The sequence below is a fragment of the Paludibaculum fermentans genome, from assembly GCF_015277775.1.
In the GTDB taxonomy this organism is placed as follows: Bacteria; Acidobacteriota; Terriglobia; order Bryobacterales; family Bryobacteraceae; genus Paludibaculum; species Paludibaculum fermentans.
This window is the reverse complement of record NZ_CP063849.1, coordinates 136,937-152,634: the sequence shown is the minus strand read 5'-3', so window position 1 is coordinate 152,634 and position 15,698 is coordinate 136,937. Positions and strand designations below refer to the sequence as shown.

Here is a 15,698-nt window from a genome sequence, read left to right as displayed (position 1 = left end):
CAGCCGCGGCCAGCGCAGCACGTATTCGCCCTTTGTTTCCTGATGTTTGTTCTTTAGGTTTCATACATCCTCCTGGTAATTCGCGCCCTGCGGCGCCTCACACCGTCCGGCGACAGGAACGCCCGGATACCCTCACGGCCAGAGAAACAAATTTGCCGCTTGTTCGTGGTACGCTTGACAACAATTCGGTGAGGGGCTGCCACAAATGAGCGATGACATTGCACTCACACAGCTTCTAAGGGCCTCGCAGCAAGGGGATGCCGCAGCCACCGACAGGCTGATTCCGTTGATCTACGACCGTCTGCATGCCGTTGCCGGCGCAATGATGCGGCACGAGCGGCCGGATCACACTTTATCCGCCACGGCGCTGCTGCACGAGTCCTATATCCGGCTGTTCCAGGCGGAGATCGAATGGGATGGACGGACGCACTTCTTCCGGCTGGCGGCCTGCATGATGCGCCGCATCCTGGTGGATCACGCCAAGGCTCGGAGACGCGAGAAGCGCGGCGGCGGAGCCGAATGGATTTCCCTGGACGACCCGCTGAAGCCGATTCAGGTGGCCGATCCGGCGGCCGCCATTGGAATCCTTGAGCTCGATGAGGCGCTCTCACAGCTCGCCCGCCAGGATGAGCGGAAAGCCCAGATCGTCGAATTGGTATATTTTGGCGGGTTGACCTACGAAGAGGCAGCGGCTGCGATGGAGATTTCACCGGCCACCCTGCACCGCGACCTGCGTCTCGCCAAGGCCTGGCTGCAGACAGTTCTTACTCCGGAACCCCGGCCGTGAAGACCGTTCTGACCGCGGCCGACTGGACGCTGCTGCAGGAGATATTCAACCAGGCCGTGGAGCTGCCGCCGGAGCCGCGCGCGATCTACCTGGACGCCGCCTGCCGGGAGAGGCCGGATCTGCGCGCCCGGGTGGAGGCCCTGGTCCGCTCCGCGCTCAACGAGGAGAACGTCATCGCATCCGCGATCGCGGATGCCGCCGATGAACACGCTTCGGCCAGTCTTCCGGCGCCGGGCGACCGCATTGGCCACTATCAGATCACGCGCGTGGTAGGGCGCGGGGGCATGGGCATCGTCTACGAGGCCGTGCGGGCCGACGACCAGTATGAGAAGAAGGTCGCGATCAAGCTCGTAGCCGCCGGGCTGCTCACCCGCGATCTGCTGCCGCGTTTCCGGGCGGAGCGGCAGATTCTGGCCAACCTGGATCATCCTAATGTGGCTCGACTACTGGACGGCGGCACCACAGAAGTCGGGTTGCCCTACGTTGTGCTGGAGTTCGTGGACGGGCAGCCGCTCGATACCTATTGCGACGAGCACAAACTCGACACGCCCCAGCGGCTGAAGCTGCTGGTCGAGATCGCACGGGCCGTCCAGTATGCTCACCAGAATCTGGTGGTCCATCGCGATCTGAAGCCAGGGAATATCCTGGTCACGCCGCAGGGTGTGCCGAAGCTGCTGGATTTCGGGATCGCCAAGCTCCTGCAGTTGGACTCCGGCGCGTCCGGGCCGCAACTGACGGTTGAGACGACACGGATGATGACTCCGGAGTATGCGAGCCCGGAGCAACTCGTGGGACGGCCCGTGAGCACGGCGACCGACGTCTACCAACTGGGCGTCATTCTCTATGAGCTGCTGGCTGGGCGCAGGCCGTTCCGGGCCGAAGACCTGCCGCTGGGCGAGCTGGAACGGGCCATCTGCCAGCAGGCGCCGGCGCGGCTGGCTGTGGAGGCCGATCTCGACCGCATCGCACAAAAGGCACTGGAGAAGGAGCCTCCGCACCGCTATCCCTCCGCCAGCGAATTTGCCGACGACCTGGAGCGATACCTGGGCGGGTTTCCCGTGCGGGCCCGGCCTGTCTCCTGGCGCTACCGCACCCGCAAGTTCGTCCGCAGGAATCGCGCCTGGGTGGGCGCGGCCGCGGTGTTCGTCCTGGTGATCGTGGGTTTCGGAGCCAGCATGGCCGTTCTTGCGCGCCGTGCGCGCACAGAGGCGGCCACGGCGAGGCAGGTGACGGACTTCATGGTCGGCCTCTTCGATGCCAGCGACCCGGATCATGGCGGCGCCGACAAGATCACGGCACGCGACCTGCTCGACAAGGGCGTGGGGCGCATCGATTCACAACTGAAGGAGAATCCGGCTGTCCAGGCTCGGCTGTACGCCACCATCGGATCCATCTACAGCAATCTGGGCCTGTTCCAGCAGGCGCGCGATATTCTGGCCAAAGCCCTCACGCTGCGAAACAAGTTGGGGATCGACAATGAGGCGGCCGCCTCCACTCTTTCCAGCCTGGGTGAGCTGTCCTTTGAGCTGGGCAACTTCCAGGACTGCGAGAAATACTATCGGGAGGCGGCCAGGTTGCATCTGGCGGCAGGGGGAGAGAAAAGCCCCGATTTGATCGCCGACTACTCCGCGCTTGCGGGCAGCCTGAGCGCAGGGAACCGTCTGGCGGAGGCCGAGGAGTTCGGCCGGCGGGCCCTCGCTCTGTCCATTCAATTGCATGGCCGGGTGAACGCGGAGACCGCGCTGGCGATGAATAACCTGAAGTCCGTTCTGCTGCTGCGTGGCGACTACGTGAAGGCGGAGCAACTGGCCCGGGACGCCTATGAGATCCGCAAACAGGTCTCACCCGAAGGCCGGGACCTGGCCATGTTTGAGGGGAACCTCGCCTATGTGCTGGGGATGCTGGGGCGGTTCCAGGAAGCGGAGCTCCACGCGCGGCAGGCATACGCGCTGGTGCTGCGAGCCATGGGCGACGGAACTCCAGGCATGGCCTACCGGCGGATTGTGCTGGCCAAGATCCTGTTGTCCACCGGCAAATTCCAGGAGGCTCTCGCACTCTCCAAGCAAGGCTTCGAGATGCAGAGCAAACTGCTCGGAGAAGCGCATCCCGATACGTCCTTCGGCGCCGAGACCTATGCGCTGGCGCTGCTGGCCTCGGGCCACGCGGCCCAAGCCCTCCCCCTCTGCGAGCATTCCCGGGAAAACCGCATTCGAGGCGAAGGAGCAGACCATCCAAATGCCGGTGTCGCGGCCATGATTTGCGGAGAGATCCAAATGGCGAACGGCAACCTCAACGCCGCGGCGGAGCTGTTCAACGACGCCAGCCGGATTCGTGAGAAGCGTTATGGCCGGAAGAACGCTCTGTTCGCCGAGTCAGAGATCTCGAGGGCCGATGTCCTCAATCAACGCGGCGAATATGCGGGCGCCGAGGAGTTGCTGCAGGATGCCCTGGCCACCCTGGGGACCGCCTATCCAGCCGGCCATCCGGAGACCGCACGGGCACGCCTTCAATTGGCGATTGGCTTGCTGAAGCGGAACTCCGCCGCGAGCGCCGTGCCCCTGCTGGAGCAGGCCTACACAGCCACGCGGGCTTCCTACGGACCCGCCCACCCGAGGACCGCCCAGGCCGGGATCTGGCTGGCGGCGGGCCTCAGCGAAGTTCCAACGCTGGACGACCGGGGCCGGTCGAGAATCCGCCAATTGCTGGCAGAGCACGGGCCAGTCATCAACTCGGCGGGTCCATCCGTCCATGTCGAGCATCAAATGCTTGCGCGGCTGCAGCGAGGGCCGCGATCACTGTTTGCGAAGGACTGACCAATTGAGAGCGTTGATTCTCGAGCAGTTTGGATCCCCCCTGCGGTTAACCGAAATACCGAAACCCGTCACTGGACCAGGACAGGTCCTGGTGCGGGTGGGCGCCAGCGGAGTAAACCCGCTCGACCTGAAGATCAAGGCTGGAGCAGCCGGCCATGCCAAAGCGGTTCTTCCGGCCATACTCGGACTCGATCTGGCGGGCACTGTGGAAGCCGCTGGTGCCGGCGTGACGGCATTCCGCGAGGGCGATGAAGTATATGGCCTCACTGGCGGTGTCGGCGGCGTGCCGGGATCGCTGGCGGAATACGCCGTCGTGGATGCGGATTTGCTCGCGCGGAAGCCATCGCGGCTGAGCATGCGCGAAGCAGCCGCCATCCCGCTGGGATTCATTACCGCCTGGGAGGGGCTCGTCGATCGAGCCCGTATCCAGGGCGGCGAGCAGGTACTGATTCACGCCGGGGCTGGCGGTGTCGGTCACATGGCCGTACAACTTGCCTGTGCTTATGGCGCGGATGTTTATGCCACCGTGTCGCCAGGAAAGAACGCGATTGTTGAGGGTTATGGCGCGTCTCCAATCGACTACAGGGCTGAAGCAGTCGCAGCATATGTGGATCGATGCACCGGCGGCCGTGGCTTCGATGTGGTGTATGACACAGTCGGGGGCGCAACCCTGGACGCTTCGTTCGTGGCTGTCAAATCGTACACGGGCCGAGTCGTCAGTTGCCTGGGTTGGGGCACACACTCACTGGCTCCGCTCTCATTCCGGGCGGCTACGTATTCGGGCGTCTTCACGCTCATGCCGCTGCTCACAGGTAAAGGACGCGCGCATCATGGGGAGATCCTGCAGGAGGCGGCCAGGCTCGCCGACGCCGGAAAGCTGACGCCATTAGTCGATGCCACTGAGTTCTCGCTGGAGAGTGTGGAAGCGGCGCATCAATTGGCGGAGAGCGGCCACGCCAGGGGCAAAGTCGTGATCAGTATTTGACGGGGCTGTTCCGATGCAGGGAGTTGGACATTGCTCGCCTCTCCGTCATCTGATACTGGCTTGGGGCGCTACACTGGGCGCTAGAGGAGCTGAGGGGCTCCGCTTCGTCCCTGAGTCATGACCTTCGTCCAACGTGTCCCGCCACCTCCGCTCGATGCCTCGATCGCGGCCATCTGGTACTGCGAGAGCGAGCTGCGCCCGCACACCCTGGAACGGGTTCTGCCCAACGGCTGCGCGCAGCTGATCGTGAACCTGGCGGAGGATCAGACGCGCGGCTACCTGCTGGACGGGGAGGAACTCCGGGTAGTTACGACCTCTGGCACGGTGCTGGCAGGCGTGCAGTCACGATTCTCGATCATTGACACCTTGGAGCAGCAGTGCGTTCTGGGCGTCACCTTCCGGCCCGGCGGCACCCTGCCCTTCTTCCGCATGCCCGCGCATGAGCTTTGCGATGTCGACCTGCCTCTCGAGTTCGCCTGGGGCGCGCGGGCCAGGGAGCTTCGCGAACAGTTACTGGAGGCCACAGGACCGGAGGCGAAGATCGATGCCATGCAGCGGGCCCTCCTCGAACAATGGAGACCGGAAAGTCTTCACGCGGCGGTGGATTTCGCAGTGGCCAGCCTGGCGCGGAACCCGCGGACAGCCAGTATCGCGCACCTAACCGGCCAAGTCGGGCTCAGCCCCAAGCGCTTCATCGAACGCTTCAAGACCGCGGTTGGCGTGTCGCCCAAGCACTACTGCCGGATCCTACGCTTTCAGAGTGCCCTGGCTCTGGCGGAGCAAGGTCATCGGGTGGAATGGACCCGCATCGCGGTCGATTGCGGCTACTTCGACCAGGCACACTTCATCCACGATTTCCGGTCGTTCGCCGGCATCACGCCGACCGGGTATCATGCGGGCCGGACGGAATTCCGCAACCACGTCAAATTTCTACAATCCACCATCAAATCCGCGTGAGACTATTGGGCCATGGCAGACAATCTGGGAACATATCGAACCGTCACACCCTACCTCGTGGTGCCAGACGCGGATGCTGAGCTGAAGTTCCTCGCGGCTGCGTTCGGCGCCGTGGAAAAGGACTGCACTCGCAACGAAGACAATACGGTGATGCACGCCGAAGTGCATATCGGCGACTCGCTGGTCATGCTGGGGCAGGCCAGCGAACAGTGGAAAGCGCTCGCCGCCTCGCTCTACCTGTGGGTGCCGGATGTGGACGAGGTGTATGCCAAGGCGCTCGCGGCCGGCGCCACATCGCAAAGCGCGCCCGAGGACAAACCATACGGACACAGGAACGCCGGGGTAGTGGATCCTTGCGGGATTACCTGGTGGATCGGAGCGCCCGTCAAATAGCCGGCCACGCGAATCAGAAGGAAATACCGAAGACGAGTTCGACCGCGTTCTGGTTCGTTCGTTGACTTGTGGGACGGCCGGAGTCAGGCGACACATCCACCGCCCAGCGGGTGTAACGCACGGCCGGCGAGAGGCGCAGACCATGTGTGCGCGTTTCCGCACCTGCGCCCATGGTGATGCCATAGTGCGACGGGTTGTACCCATTGAGATTCCCGGCCAGCCGGAACGACGGCCCGCCTTCCACAACCGGAGCCCACTTCGACGTTGTCATTCTGTATTTCGCGAGCACGGGAACTTGCCAGGTAATCACCATAAACCGCCATGGATCAGAGGCGCCTTCTCCTGACCGCAGCGGCTTGTAGATCCCATCCATCTCAACCGCAAGCCGCCGGGTCAGGTTCACCTGCGTACTGATACCAACCAGGTATCTTGTGCGTTCCGTGATCGGCCGCACCACGAACGGCATTTCCCGAAACCCTTGTGTTAGCGGGTACCCCGCCACGGCTCCGATCTCCAGCCGCCTGCTGCCGACACTCCGAGAACCCGAATCCGTTTCGTACGCAACACTGGTCAGAAACTCCAACTGATCCGGCTTGGTGGCATAGCGCGGGTAGATCGACTCGCGAGCCCACCGCGTGTAGCGGAGTGCCGGTGCAACCTTGAGCCGGCGCCAATGGTAGGCGACGCCCGCCCCCACGGACAAGCCAATTTGGGAGGGTTCGGTTCCCGCGACTTCCTCCTGTGTCCGGAAAGAGGGCCCCACCTCGACAAAAGGCCGGAGCCCTCCAGAAAACCTGGATGCGGGCAATGAGTATTTCAACAAGACAGGGAACTCCCAAGCCCGGACCGCGGTCTGGTCGAGCCGAGAGACCCTGGTCGTGCCGTCAGGCAGGAACTCCGTGGAAATCACGACTGCTTTCATCGGCCGGTGCAGCACGTCAACTTCAAGCGAGAAGTCACGCCAGATCCGGCCCTCCACGGCGGCGCCCAGAATAAAGGTTCTGGGTCCGGTCAAGTGCTGGAAGAGACTGGGCGGATTCCCAAAACTGTCGCCGGTATAAGTGGACTCGAATGGAGGAAAGCTGTTGGTTATATTGGTTCCGCCCACAATTCCAAAGGAAATTTTTTGGGACCAGGACGGCAATCCGAAGGCAATACATACACAAATAGTAGGGAGGAGAATGCGCATACGCGCTTGGGACGCGGCGCCACCGCCGGGGGTTCCTGGTCAGTTTACAATTTGCCTTCTTGCCTGTGTGATAGAGTGCGTCGTACACACTTTGGCCCGCTCAAACCATGCGGCGGCGCCAGATCGAATTCGCACGCTACTGAACTGGGGAGCACATGAAGACGATACTCATCGCATTGGCGGTCGCCATCGCTGGAATTCTCCTGTTTGCCACCACACGCCCGGACACGTTCCGCGTCGAGCGCACGATCACCATTCAGGCGCCGCCTGAGAAGATCATTCCATTTCTGGAAGACTTCCACCAGTGGCCCGCCTGGTCGCCCTATGAAAAGCTGGATCCGGCCATGAAGCGCACCCTCAGTGGCGCGGAAAGAGGCAAGGGCGCGGTCTACCAATGGGATGGCAACCGGAAGGCCGGCAGCGGGCGAATGGAGGTTCTGGATGTTGTGCCCAGCTCCAAAGTCAGCATCCAGTTGGAGTTTACCCAGCCGTTGGAGTCGAAGAATCTCGCAGAGTTCGACCTGATGAACAAAGGCGGCGCAACTAGCGTCACCTGGAGCATGTCGGGTCCGCAGCCTTACGTGACCAAGGTGGTGACCATCTTTGTCAGCATGGACAAACTGGTCGGTGGTGACTTTGAAACCGGCCTGGTCAATCTGAAAGCGGCCGCCGAGAAGTAGCCCGGCGGCGCTTCGCCCCATGCTGGAAACTGGGCTGGGGCCACTGCCCAGCCCCGTCGTCATTGCTTGCCGGCGCGGTCGCGCATCTGCTGCCTCCACTCTGCCCGCATCTTCTTCAGTTCGTCCATCTGTGTTTTCGACAGCACCTTGCTCAGCTTGCTGTCAGCGTCCGATTGCACATCCCGCATCTCACGAGCCATCTTCATCTTGCCCCGGCGGTTTGAATCGCCGCTGTGCTTGTCCCGAATCTCCTTCAACCGCTGGAACTCCTCTGTCACGATGGGGCGTACCTGCTCGGACTGTTCGGGCGTCAGTTTCAACCTGTCTTTGATCTGCTGCAGGCGTTCCTGAGCTCGCTCCCGTTTCTCCTGCTGGGCCGTGGGCTCCTGCTGTGCTGGCAATGCTCCGGCACACAGGGCAAGCAAGCTCATCATCATCGTGGCCGCCAATTTTGAACTCATCGTTTGCCTCCTTGCACTACGTCCTTTGCATGCACTGCGCCGGCGATGGGCCGCATCGTTCCGGCTTGGTTGGGTCCCGCCGATGCGGACCCACTCTGTGGCATCATGTCCTTCAGAATCTCCTTCATCTGGAAGTAGTAAGGCAGAAATCCCCTGAAGCTCTCAGTGGCTACAACCACCTGGAGATCGCGGCTCCGGTCGATGAAGGGAGTCCAACCGGTCACGCCAGGGCTGCTGTTCCACGTGGTCTGGCCATGCTCATCCAGGTCCTCCAGCCAGTTGCCGATGCCATACCGGTTTGCGGCAGCCTTCGGATCATAGGCGGCGGCCCGCTGAAAGGGTGATTCGACGATGGGCACGCCGCGGGTCTGGTCGCTCAGCATCGCATCCACCGCCTCGGCGGACAGAACCCGCCGGCCTTCAAAGAGGCCCCACCCCGCTACCATCCGCAGGAACTTCATGTAGTCGCTGGCGGTGGACCGGCCTCCGCCGGAAATGCGCGGATTCTGCGTCGGCCCCTTGTACTCATAGTCAGTGGCCTGCAGGCCCAGGGGGCCGCCGATGCGCTCATGGAAGAGCGTCTGCCAATCTTTGCCCGACGCCACCTCCGCTACCCTGCCCGCTACCTGCATGCCAGCTCCGGAGTAAATGAAGCCGGTGCCCGGCGGAATCTGCAAGGGCGCTTTGGCCAATGCCTGTGCGCACTCATCCAGAGTGGAGGATGCGTCGCCGAGGCAGCGGTTTACCAGCGGGAATTCGCCTCCGAATCCCGATGTATGGCTCATCAACTGCCTGATCGTGATAGCCGACTTCTCACCGGTCAGGTAGGGCAGATACTGGTTTGCCTTGTCATCCAGCGACAGCGTGCCGTCATCCACCAGAGACAGGATCACCGCGCCTGAGAGCCACTTCGTGGAAGAGGCAATCGGACCCTGACGATCGCGGCGCCAACGGCCAAACTGCTTCCTGTAAATCTCCTGGCCGTTCTGGACGATCGAGACCTCCAGGCCGCTGGGCAGGTTGGCGGCGGCACGCCGGAGCAACCGGTCCAATCGGGCAAAGTCGTAGGTCTGGGCGCACGCCGGCATTGCGAAAGCAGAGAACAAAACCGCGTAAGCACCGAACGCAGATATGGTTTTTGTTGATTTCATCACTGATTCACTCCGTTAGAGAGTCAGGTGGGCGTTGCGGCGAAGCGACGCGACCTCGAAAAGTCCAAGAGTCATTCACCCCGCCGCCGCGTGCGCCAGGTTCGAGGGTCAGTTCTGCGTCCGTGTGCGGCTTGCGGTCCAGGTCTGCCCGTTGGGTCCCGTAACAGTCTTCGTCACGCTCCCATCCTGGCGTTGTACCGTGGACGTTGCCGATTTCCCGTTGGCGCCGGTAATGCTCTTGGTATCGGAGTAGGCGCCGTTGCCCCAGGCAGCGTTGTTCTGATAAGTGGCGCTCCGGCCGTTGGGCCCGGTGGCGGTTGTAGTGCGTGAGGCGCTGCCCGCCGCCACCGATGCCGTCGTGTTGGCCGTCGCGGTCTTGCCGTTGAAGCCGGTCGCCGAGCGGCTCCCCTCGTAGGCACCATTGCCCCAGTTTGCAGTGCGGTTGTAGCTCGCCGACTTGCCGTTCGCGCCAGTCACCACGCTATTGCGTGAGTAGTGGCCGGCGGTCCGCGTTCTGGTCGTACGAGCCGACTGGGCCGAGGCATCGAGCGAAAAGAGCGCACTCATTGCGGCCGCGGCCAGGATCATGTTGCTAACTGCCATTTTGTTTTTCATTGTTCTCATTCCTTCTTGCAGCTTGCTCATGGAGTCTCTCTCGGCTCCACACGCTCATCTTGGCGTGGAACCGGCCCGCGTTCGTGTTGGAAATGTCCCGGCCCTGTAAAGATTTGTCTTTGGTCCAGCCGAGTGGGGGAAGCTTCCCTGACCGCTAAAAGAGCGGTTGGACGGGAAGGGCAATCACTAGAGCCAAGCCTCCGGATTCGCGATTCTTCGCCGTAACGGAACCACCGTGCATCCCCACGACGTGCCGCGCAATCGCCAGACCCAGGCCCGCCCCGCCAGTCTGGCGTTCCCGCGCCTGCTCCACCCGGTAGAACGGCTCGAAGATGCGCGCCAGTTCGTTGGGAGGGACCCCGGGCCCTTCGTCTTCCACGAGGATGGTGGCCAGGTTCGCGCCACTCGGGCGGGCCAACCGGATCTGTACCACCGTGCCCGGACTTGTGTACTTCAAGGCGTTGCGGACGACATTCTCGATGGCGCTCCGCAGAAGATCGCGCGCGCCAGTCAACGTACACGCCGCACACTCCACCAGGCGGACGCCTCGATCGCTGCTGGTCGTCTCGAAGCCTGCGTCGATGGCGATCTCCTGCACCAGCGCGGCCAGATCAATGCTTTCCTTAGGCGGGGGTTGATCGAGAGCCTCCAGGCGAGAGAGCGTCAGCAGTTGCCCGATGAGGTGATTCAGCCGGTGCACTTCGCGTTCCATCCGCGCCATTGAGGTGGGCGAGACGGTGTCGCCCCTGCGGCGGATCAACCCCAGGGCGAGGCTCAAGCGTGTCAGCGGCGATCGCAACTCGTGCGACACATCGGCAATCAGCCTCTTCTGCGCATTCAGCAGGGTCTCGATGCGGGCCGCCATCTCATTGAAGTCGCGCGCCAGACCGCCCACCTCATCCTTGCGCCCCAGCAGTTCGGGCTGGGTGACGCGCGCACCCAGGTCCCCGTTCGAAAATCGCGAAGTGACGGCGCGCAGGTGCGCGACCGGCGCAGTGAGATGCCGCGCCAGCAGGAAGCACAGCAATCCGCTGGTGAGCAGGAAGGTAAATAGAAAGGTCCGCGACCAGCCGCCCGCGCGCTCGCGCCTGGGCATGATCACCGCAAATCCGTAGCTCCTGCCCTTCGCCCCGCGCAACCGCACACCGGCCACGCCGCGCACAGGCAACACCGTCAACTGTTCCTCGGGCCCGGAAAGCGCATCAGACAATTGCTTGCCCGCCGGAGCAATCACACCGCCGCTCAACCCCTGCCCGGAATCGTCGTACAACGTCCCGCGCATTCCGGTATCGCGGGCCAGCGACTCCAGGAATCGATCCAGTTCCTGCCGCCCGCCGCGCTCATACGCTTCGACACCCACCCGGCCGGCGGAGACAATCGCCCCCTGCCCCAGCCGCCACCAGGGAGCCGCCGCGGCGCCTGGAGCATCCATCAGAAATCCTGCACCCACCACCAGCAGCAGCATCAGGGTTCCGCCGCAGAACCACAGGAAGATTCTGAGGAACAGGCTCTTCATGCGCCCGCCGGGCCCGATTCGTCACTTGGGTAGATATAGCCCGCATTGCGGATAGACCGGATCCGCTCTCGTCCGTCGGGACGCGGCCCCAACTTCTTCCGCAGGCTGCTGACATGGTTGTCGATACTGCGATCGAAGACGGAGAACGCCCGGTCGAGCACCTCGCGGAACAACTCCTCGCGCGTGAGGACCCGGCCGGCTGCCCTCAGGAATGCGCGCAGCAGCGCGAACTCGACGGAGGTCAGTTCAACATGGGCACCACTGCGCCGCACTGTCCGGGCGCGGCTGTCCAAGGTGACATCGGCTAGCACCACGACTTCCTCGTTCTCCGGTTGACGCAACAGCGAAGGCGCGGTCCGGCGCAGAATCGCCTTTACCCTCGCCACGAATTCCTGCGGATCAAAGGGCTTGGGCAGGTAGTCATCCGCCCCGCTCTGCAGGCCCACTACACGATCGATTGCGTCTCCACGCGCGGTGAGCATGATCACCGGGACCGGGGACGATTCGCGCAGGCGGCGCAGGACTTCGAAGCCGTTCAGCCTCGGCAGCATCACATCCAGCACGATGAGTTGCCACTGCGGCTGCAGCGCCAGTTTCAGGCCCGTATCGCCATCGTGGCACACCTCAATCACGAAGCCCTCGGGTTCGAGATACTCCCCCAGCATCTCCGTCATTTCCACGTCATCGTCGATGACCAGAATCGCTGGACGAGCTATGCTTGGCATCCGTTCCTGCGCATTGGGGGATTTCGCGAGCGCCCGGCGCTCACCGCACAGCGGATACTCGCCGCGGCTCCCTTGATCTTCCCATCCGGTGAAATCAGCCTGCAACCTGAGCGCTCCAGCTTCACCAGGATCCTGAAATGACTACGCGTGGACGGCGCACCGGTGCGTAGCCCCAACCTGGAGCCACCCACACCGCTCGCGGGGGCGGTGGAACTACCCGACATCTGGGAATCCACACTGGACGCACGACCGGTACGGCGACGATTCGGGTCACCACTGGCCCGCGCGGCGCGACGCGGACAATGAAGGTCTGTCCCGCCAGCAGGGCGCTGCCTGCCAATGCGCACAGGACCAGCTTCCACCCCGCAGTGAAAACACTCGTGCTGCACATCCATGGCCTCCTTCGCTCACGATGAGCCACTCTCACCCTCAGCATGCCGTGGGCCGCCCGCTTCGAAGGACTGGAAATGTCAGCCGAACGTAAAGTATTGTCAGGGATCCAAGGTGGAGCGCCTAGATCGCGGTCACCAGCAGACCCTGCGTCGCCTTCATCACCATCTCATCCGCGAAGAGAAGCAGAATATCGGAGATCTGCTCCTTTGTCGTGGCGCCGAAGCGTCCCGCGAGTTGCTTCGCTTCAAGCAGTTTGGCTGCTACCGGCGAAGCGCCTGGCCCAAGCCGGGAAGGAGATTCGGCAATGCGAAGCAACACCGTTTCCCGCTCGACTTTCCCTTCACTCACGCTCAGCAGCGCTGTGATCTCGGCGATGAGTCCGTTCAGTTGAGCGGCCAGCCGCTTGCCGCCTTCCGGACCAACCCCAGCCGCCGTGGCATACCGCCGCAGCCTCGATGCCTTCTGCCAGACCCAGACCACGCCGCTGATACTGATGTTGTCGGTGCTGGTCTGGCCGTTGCCGACGCTCATCGACGCGTACAGGCCCTCATTCGGCTGAGGCCGCGCCCAGTACTCTCCAGTCTTCCTGGAAACCCCTGCGAACGAGTTCTGCACTTCCAGGAAACGCGCGCCTTCCGCCAGCAGGCAGACCAGCAGCGAGAGCGGCTTGCGGATCATGCTGAAGCTCTGTGAGCCGTCGAACAGGGCCAGGGACGAGCATTGCGCCAGGTCGCCCAGGCCGAACTCAGCACCCTCCGTGCCCAGGGCGCCGTGGTCCGAACCTAACGCCAGCTTCTGGATCTTCACCTCCTTCGGCACGGCCCCGGAGGTGCGCAGCGTCGCGGGCACGTCTTCCGTAGCGTCAGCCAGCGCGAACACCGGATTCGTTCCGAACGCGATGATGTAAAGGTTGAGGACCTTCATATACAGCGTCACTCGTCCGCCATACAGAAGTTGGACACGCAGGATCAGAATCAGGCCGGGCGACTTCTCACGGCCCAGGGTGATTGCCTGCCGCAAGACCCCCATGGAACTCATGTACGACTTGGCGCTCGAAATATCGAGATCCACCACTTGGCTCGGCATCGTGTATTGTCCCCCGGTGCCCCTGTTCCCAGCCGTTGGCCGCAGGATAGCACGCCGGGCGGCAGCCGGGTCCAGTGGACGCTAGAGCCCTTCCGGCAGCTTGTCCCGCTCCAGCTTTCTCGTGCCGGACATTGAGTAAAGGTTCCTGTGGATGGTCTCGCAGATCTCCCGCATCGGCAGGTCGTTGGCATCGTCGCCGAAGGGTCCTTCGATCTCAACGCCAATCTCCTCAATGCCGAAGAAGGTGTAGGAGATCAGCAGGACATCCAATAGGGTGAACCAGCCGAAGGTCCCGACCAGGGCGAAGGGTAGCGTGAAGCAGTAAACCACCAGGGCTCGCCGCAGGTGGACGACATAGGCGAACGGCAAGGGCGTCTTCCTGATCCGCTCGCAGCCGCCCAGATAGTCGACCAACAGTTGAATATTCTGATCCAACGCGACGTACACGATGTCAGTGACCAGCCCCCTGGTTTTCATCTCCGCCACCAGCATGCTCATGCGCTGCGCAACATATAGAGCCCTGTGCTGCGCCGTGCGGATGCCGGAGATCTCCTCGGGTGTCAGGTCAGACTCCAGCGGTCCGATGTCGAACTCGTCACGCAGTGAGTTCATCGTCGCCCAGGGAAACAAGGCAGTCCACCGCGCCAGCTCCTGCAGCAGCCGCGGATGTCCGCCCAGATGCACCGACGCCCCGCGCACCAGGTTCCGGGTCTCGTTCACGATGCCGCCCCACAGCCGCCGTCCCTCCCAATACCGGTCGTAGGAAGCGTTCGTGCGGAAGACCAGCAGCAGGCCGAGCGCGACTCCCACCAGGGAGTGCAGGGTGATGGGGATATCCACCGGCTGGTAAGCCTTGTGGAAGTAGACCACTCCCGAGGCCCAAATGACGCAGACTCCAACGCGGATCCCAATCTCCTTCACCAGCGTTCCGCGCACATCGAAGAAATGGTCCAGCCACTTGTGTGGATCGTAGTGAATCATGTGGGTTGTTCAATTCTCGCGTGTGGACCGCGCCCCTGACAACGCCCCTCCTCGCTGCCCGCCCCCAGCCTGCGGGTAGACTGAAAGAGTCTCCATGCACCGAGGCCACCATGCTGGAAGCTAAACCCAGCCGCACAGCGCTGCGGGTAGCCGTCCGCCGCGCGGCTCATCAGATTCTGGAAGACCCGCCGGTCTTCTCCGATCCGCTCGCCCTGGCCATCCTGGGCCCTGAGGGCGCGCCTTGGGTTGCTGAGGAACGAACGAGGAAGGACCAGCTCGCCGGCCGGACCCTGCGCGCCTTCCTGGCGGCCCGCAGCCGTTACGCGGAGGATGAATTGGCTCGCGCCGTTGAAGCCGGAGTCCGGCAGTACGTTCTACTGGGCGCCGGGCTCGACACTTTCGCCTGCCGCAACCCGTACGCTTCAGCCGGCCTGCGCGTCTACGAGGTCGACTTCCCTTCTACCCAACAGTGGAAGCGGGAGTTACTGACAACGGCAGGCATCCTGGTACCGGACACGGCGACCTTCGTCCCAATGGATTTCGAGCACCAGACGCTCGCGTCCGGACTGCGGGCGGCAGGCTTCCAGACGGAAGCGCCAGCCTTTTTCGCCTGTCTCGGCGTGGTCCCTTACCTCACGGACGAAGCCTTCACGTCCACACTCGAGTTCATCGCGTCGCTTCCGCACGGCTCAGGAATTGCCTTCGACTACGCCGTCGCGCGCTCCGCCCTAAACCTAATGGAGAAACTGGCGTTGGATGCCCTGGCCAAACGCGTCGCGGCCGCCGGCGAACCGTTCCAGCTCTTTTTCGAGCCGGAGACTCTTGCCCGGCGTCTCCGACTGCTTGGCTTTGAACGCATCGAGGATCTGGGCCGCGATGAGTTGAACGAGCGCTACTTCCTGAACCGTGTGGACGAATTTCGCCTGCGGGGCGGTCTAGGCCGGATCGCCGGCGCCTGGCTCTAGC

At 63.0% G+C, this 15,698-nt stretch carries 15 protein-coding genes; 7 read left to right on the top strand and 8 right to left on the bottom strand.

The features are described from left to right. The first annotated feature begins 205 nt into the window (after positions 1–205). The 5 genes from IRI77_RS00540 (at position 206) to IRI77_RS00520 (ending at position 5,935) form a co-directional block, all read left to right on the top strand. Positions 206–787, top strand: coding sequence for a sigma-70 family RNA polymerase sigma factor (locus IRI77_RS00540; protein WP_194450148.1), 582 nt, complete (start codon positions 206–208; stop codon positions 785–787). Further along, positions 784–3,600: a serine/threonine-protein kinase gene (locus IRI77_RS00535; protein WP_194450147.1), complete on the top strand. Its 2,817-nt coding sequence runs from the start codon at positions 784–786 to the stop codon at positions 3,598–3,600. The genes IRI77_RS00540 and IRI77_RS00535 overlap by 4 nt, the downstream gene beginning before the upstream one ends. Before the next feature lie 4 nt (positions 3,601–3,604). Continuing rightward, positions 3,605–4,585 carry a zinc-dependent alcohol dehydrogenase family protein gene (locus IRI77_RS00530; RefSeq protein WP_228486537.1) on the top strand — a complete coding sequence of 327 codons (981 nt, stop codon included), beginning with the start codon at positions 3,605–3,607 and terminating at the stop codon, positions 4,583–4,585. 117 nt (positions 4,586–4,702) lie between these two features. After that, positions 4,703–5,542: a helix-turn-helix domain-containing protein gene (locus IRI77_RS00525; protein ID WP_194450145.1), complete on the top strand. Its 840-nt coding sequence runs from the start codon at positions 4,703–4,705 to the stop codon at positions 5,540–5,542. A gap of 12 nt (positions 5,543–5,554) precedes the next feature. Then, a complete protein-coding gene (locus tag IRI77_RS00520) occupies positions 5,555–5,935 on the top strand; it encodes a VOC family protein (RefSeq protein WP_194450144.1) in 381 nt (126 codons plus the stop codon). 13 nt (positions 5,936–5,948) lie between these two features. On the opposite strand, the gene IRI77_RS00515 is transcribed toward IRI77_RS00520, so the two are convergent. Beyond that, the gene (locus IRI77_RS00515; RefSeq protein WP_194450143.1) at positions 5,949–6,638 is read right to left on the bottom strand and encodes a hypothetical protein; all 690 of its coding nucleotides are present in this window, start codon (positions 6,636–6,638) and stop codon (positions 5,949–5,951) included. A 641-nt stretch (positions 6,639–7,279) separates the two neighbouring features. Here IRI77_RS00515 and IRI77_RS00510 point away from each other — a divergent pair. After that, positions 7,280–7,804 carry an SRPBCC family protein gene (locus IRI77_RS00510; protein WP_194450142.1) on the top strand — a complete coding sequence of 175 codons (525 nt, stop codon included), beginning with the start codon at positions 7,280–7,282 and terminating at the stop codon, positions 7,802–7,804. Between the two features lie 59 nt (positions 7,805–7,863). Here IRI77_RS00510 and IRI77_RS00505 read toward each other — a convergent pair whose 3' ends face one another. From IRI77_RS00505 to IRI77_RS00475, 7 genes are all read right to left on the bottom strand, one after another. After that, positions 7,864–8,265, bottom strand: coding sequence for a hypothetical protein (locus IRI77_RS00505; RefSeq protein ID WP_194450141.1), 402 nt, complete (start codon positions 8,263–8,265; stop codon positions 7,864–7,866). After that, the gene (locus tag IRI77_RS00500; RefSeq protein ID WP_194450140.1) at positions 8,262–9,416 is read right to left on the bottom strand and encodes a serine hydrolase domain-containing protein; all 1,155 of its coding nucleotides are present in this window, start codon (positions 9,414–9,416) and stop codon (positions 8,262–8,264) included. The genes IRI77_RS00505 and IRI77_RS00500 overlap by 4 nt, the downstream gene beginning before the upstream one ends. Positions 9,417–9,524: 108 nt before the next feature. Next, positions 9,525–10,019, bottom strand: coding sequence for a hypothetical protein (locus IRI77_RS00495; RefSeq protein WP_194450139.1), 495 nt, complete (start codon positions 10,017–10,019; stop codon positions 9,525–9,527). A gap of 166 nt (positions 10,020–10,185) precedes the next feature. Further along, positions 10,186–11,547 carry a sensor histidine kinase gene (locus tag IRI77_RS00490; protein WP_194450138.1) on the bottom strand — a complete coding sequence of 454 codons (1,362 nt, stop codon included), beginning with the start codon at positions 11,545–11,547 and terminating at the stop codon, positions 10,186–10,188. Continuing rightward, positions 11,544–12,272 carry a response regulator transcription factor gene (locus IRI77_RS00485; protein WP_194450137.1) on the bottom strand — a complete coding sequence of 243 codons (729 nt, stop codon included), beginning with the start codon at positions 12,270–12,272 and terminating at the stop codon, positions 11,544–11,546. The genes IRI77_RS00490 and IRI77_RS00485 overlap by 4 nt, the downstream gene beginning before the upstream one ends. Before the next feature lie 513 nt (positions 12,273–12,785). After that, positions 12,786–13,751, bottom strand: coding sequence for a hypothetical protein (locus IRI77_RS00480; RefSeq protein ID WP_194450136.1), 966 nt, complete (start codon positions 13,749–13,751; stop codon positions 12,786–12,788). Between the two features lie 81 nt (positions 13,752–13,832). Beyond that, on the bottom strand, positions 13,833–14,732 hold the full coding sequence (locus IRI77_RS00475) for a bestrophin family protein (protein ID WP_194450135.1): 900 nt from the start codon (positions 14,730–14,732) through the stop codon (positions 13,833–13,835). Between the two features lie 110 nt (positions 14,733–14,842). Here IRI77_RS00475 and IRI77_RS00470 point away from each other — a divergent pair, with 110 nt between their 5' ends. Beyond that, on the top strand, positions 14,843–15,697 hold the full coding sequence (locus tag IRI77_RS00470) for a class I SAM-dependent methyltransferase (RefSeq protein ID WP_194450134.1): 855 nt from the start codon (positions 14,843–14,845) through the stop codon (positions 15,695–15,697). Position 15,698 lies beyond the last annotated feature (1 nt).

Coding starts and splice junctions, on each gene's coding strand:
- IRI77_RS00540 (WP_194450148.1), top strand. CDS start 206: ATGAGCGATGACATTGCACTCACACAGCTTCTAAGGGCCTCGCAGCAA.
- IRI77_RS00525 (WP_194450145.1), top strand. CDS start 4,703: ATGACCTTCGTCCAACGTGTCCCGCCACCTCCGCTCGATGCCTCGATC.
- IRI77_RS00520 (WP_194450144.1), top strand. CDS start 5,555: ATGGCAGACAATCTGGGAACATATCGAACCGTCACACCCTACCTCGTG.
- IRI77_RS00510 (WP_194450142.1), top strand. CDS start 7,280: ATGAAGACGATACTCATCGCATTGGCGGTCGCCATCGCTGGAATTCTC.
- IRI77_RS00505 (WP_194450141.1), bottom strand. CDS start 8,265: ATGAGTTCAAAATTGGCGGCCACGATGATGATGAGCTTGCTTGCCCTG.
- IRI77_RS00500 (WP_194450140.1), bottom strand. CDS start 9,416: ATGAAATCAACAAAAACCATATCTGCGTTCGGTGCTTACGCGGTTTTG.
- IRI77_RS00495 (WP_194450139.1), bottom strand. CDS start 10,019: ATGGCAGTTAGCAACATGATCCTGGCCGCGGCCGCAATGAGTGCGCTC.
- IRI77_RS00490 (WP_194450138.1), bottom strand. CDS start 11,547: ATGAAGAGCCTGTTCCTCAGAATCTTCCTGTGGTTCTGCGGCGGAACC.
- IRI77_RS00485 (WP_194450137.1), bottom strand. CDS start 12,272: ATGCCAAGCATAGCTCGTCCAGCGATTCTGGTCATCGACGATGACGTG.
- IRI77_RS00480 (WP_194450136.1), bottom strand. CDS start 13,751: ATGCCGAGCCAAGTGGTGGATCTCGATATTTCGAGCGCCAAGTCGTAC.
- IRI77_RS00475 (WP_194450135.1), bottom strand. CDS start 14,732: ATGATTCACTACGATCCACACAAGTGGCTGGACCATTTCTTCGATGTG.
- IRI77_RS00470 (WP_194450134.1), top strand. CDS start 14,843: ATGCTGGAAGCTAAACCCAGCCGCACAGCGCTGCGGGTAGCCGTCCGC.